Source organism: Bradyrhizobium sp. 139, assembly GCF_023074175.1.
GTDB lineage: Bacteria > Pseudomonadota > Alphaproteobacteria > Rhizobiales > Xanthobacteraceae > Bradyrhizobium.
Genome location: NZ_JADPKS010000133.1, coordinates 1 through 2549, shown reverse-complemented (window position 1 = coordinate 2549; position 2549 = coordinate 1). Strand labels below are relative to the sequence as shown.

The 2549-nt window shown below is 57.9% G+C and carries 3 protein-coding genes; 1 reads left to right on the top strand and 2 read right to left on the bottom strand.

The genetic code is table 11. The annotated features are described in order from the left end of the window. The first annotated feature begins 83 nt into the window (after positions 1-83). Complete coding sequence (locus tag IVA80_RS29950) at positions 84-404, top strand: Rieske 2Fe-2S domain-containing protein (protein ID WP_247438259.1); 321 nt, start codon at positions 84-86, stop codon at positions 402-404. A gap of 83 nt (positions 405-487) precedes the next feature. Here the strand turns inward: IVA80_RS29950 and IVA80_RS29945 are convergent, their stop codons facing one another. After that, positions 488-703 (bottom strand): CoA transferase, encoded by a 216-nt coding sequence (locus IVA80_RS29945; protein WP_247438258.1) that lies wholly within the window; start codon positions 701-703, stop codon positions 488-490. Between the two features lie 252 nt (positions 704-955). Next, positions 956-2191 carry an FAD-dependent oxidoreductase gene (locus IVA80_RS29940; RefSeq protein ID WP_247438256.1) on the bottom strand — a complete coding sequence of 412 codons (1236 nt, stop codon included), beginning with the start codon at positions 2189-2191 and terminating at the stop codon, positions 956-958. Positions 2192-2549 lie beyond the last annotated feature (358 nt).

Sequence of the window (2549 nt, the reverse complement as noted above, 5' to 3'; positions counted from 1 at the left end):
ATACTCTTGCCCGTCGCAAAGCCTGGTCCCAAGCTCAACCTCTACTCTTCCGTCATTGAAAGCCAATATCAGAGGTGACGAAGTTGATCTCCGCAGATAATTGGGTAGTGGCGTGCGCCTTCGATGCACTGGAGCCTGAAGAGGTGCTTCGTATCGATCATGAAGGACGCTCTTTTGTTGTTGTTCGCTCGCCAGAGGGGAGTTACTTCGCGATGGACGGGCATTGCTCGCACGAGAAGGTGCATCTCGCGGGAGGTATCGTCGACGGTTATGTCATCGAATGTCCTAAGCACTTCGGAACATTCGACTACAGAACCGGCGAAGCACGCGCGCTACCCGCATGCGTCGGCCTGAGCACTTACGAGGTAAAGGTCGAGAACGGAACTGTTTTCATCAGGCTCTAGACGACCTTAAGACGGCATATTGTCCAAGCGGAGCTTCTCTTATGCTTCGGTGACGGTGGGGGAGCGGCATGAACTCGGCAAACTCAGCGAGCGATCGAGCCGAATCTCACGAGGATCAAGGAAGATGGGTTTGACGACATAACCGCGTGATACGTCAATCGTACACGCGGCGCATCAGGGCCAGTCTGACCGAAAACGGTGACCGAGCAATAAATGATGTCAGGATTTGGTATCCTGATCGAATTGTAGTCTAGTTCGTAACCGTTGAGATCGCCGGCTTTGTAGTCGTCGATGAACAAGTTGACGCTCCTGGGCGAGCCCGCGAATGATCTCCTGCTCTGCGGGCTTGGCGTTATTGACGGTGACGTGTTGCGGTTGACGCCCAGACCGTTGTTGTTTTTCCTTTGCGCTCGAGGCCAGGCAAAGGCGGCCCGAAGCTGAACCTTTTTTCGCCGGCGCCGGACCGCGCCGCGTAGAGAGTTCACGTTTCTGATTTCTTCCGCGACCCGCGAACGACCGAAAACTCGTTCTTCGCTGGACAGATATCCGGGCTAGATCAATAACGATTTTATACTTACGGTGGGATCTGCAAGCGCCTCAGCGTCGGGAGCAAGCCGCCGGCCGATCATCATCTCCGCAAAACGTATTTCCTTGGCAACCGCGCTCAGGCTACCGAAGCCGCATGCGGAGATCAGCCGCCTATCGGCGGCCAAATAGAAGAACAGGCGACCCTTTGCTCCGAGGTTTCTCACTACGGCGACGTCTTGTTCGCGACAGAGACCGGCAATTTGAAGAGTCTCATCGTATTGATCGGACCAGAACCACGGTACATCTTCGTATGGCTGGCTCGCGCCGAGCATATTGCCAGCGGCGGCTACACCCTGTCGCTGCGCGTTGCGCCATACCTCTAGCCTGACTCGCTCGCCATAGAGGCGGTGCGGAAACGAACAGCAATCGCCGGCTGCGAAGATGTCTGGATCCGGGGTGGCCAGCGTCTCGTCCACGACGATGCCATTGTCGACTGTCAATCCCGCTGCTCGCGCTAACTCGGTGTTTGGGACGGCGCCAATCCCAACGACAACTAGATCGGCGATATGCGTGCGGCCGTCCGCCAGTACGATCTCAGACCGTCCGTCCTTGGCGTCGATACGTTCCACGATAGCGCTGGTTTCAATGCGCACGCCCGAACGCTCGTGCTTGCCCCTAATGAGCTCAGCAATGCGTGCCGGCACTGCCCGCGTCAGCAGCCGAGTGCCGGCCTCCAGCACACTCACCGAAGCGCCTCTCGACACCGCACTCGCGGCAACTTCGAGTCCGATAAAGCCGCCGCCAATGACGACCACCTCGCAACCTGGACCAATGACTCGGCGAATAGCCAACGCATCCGCATAAGTGCGCAGCGTCGCGATTCTGCTTCCTGGTGCGACCGGAACACTCAGTTGTCGAGGGCGTGCACCGGTCGTCAGCAGCAGTCGTGTGTAGGCCAGCTGCGCCCCGTTCGAGAGGGCGACGGTGTGCGCAGCGCGATCTATCCACTTTACGGTGCGCCCTCCGAGATAATCAATTTCCAACTCTGCAAGACGCTCGGGAGCGATGAGAAGCTTGGGTTCAGGAACAGTCTCGTCGCTTATAATTGCCTTGGAAAGCGGCGGTCGCTCATAAGGCAACATAGCTTCGTTGCCTATCAAGATGACTGGCGACCCACACCCGCCCTCGCGCAGGGCCATCGCTGCGGCCGTTCCCGCCACGCCCGCCCCGACAATGACCATCGCGGTTTTGCTATTCATGCGATCGAAACATGTTCGAGGGCCTGCGCCTCAAATCTCGGACTGCCTCGGGCTAGATCAGGACACCTATGTGCTGTGCCAAGCCGATCCCACCCTCCAGAAGCGATTCGTTCCTCGACGCCTCGTAGGCGGAAATCGGCCTGCGCGTTAAGATCTAAGACGCGGAGTTGCCGCCCGAGATTGATCACTGCTTTAAGGTTATCAATTGACCATGGGCTGCATGCGCCCGCGACCTCGAGCCTTGTGCCGGTCAGAGCGCGCGCTAGTGTTCTGACTCATTCATTCGCATCCCGCTTTTGTGATTGCGAGCGCTTTTTTGGCTCGGCGGTGCTTTGCGAGGATGGACTTGGCGCTGGCG

Bases quoted from the DNA above. Each gene is read 5' to 3' on its own strand.
- IVA80_RS29940 (WP_247438256.1), bottom strand. From the start codon at position 2,191: ATGAATAGCAAAACCGCGATGGTCATTGTCGGGGCGGGCGTGGCGGGA.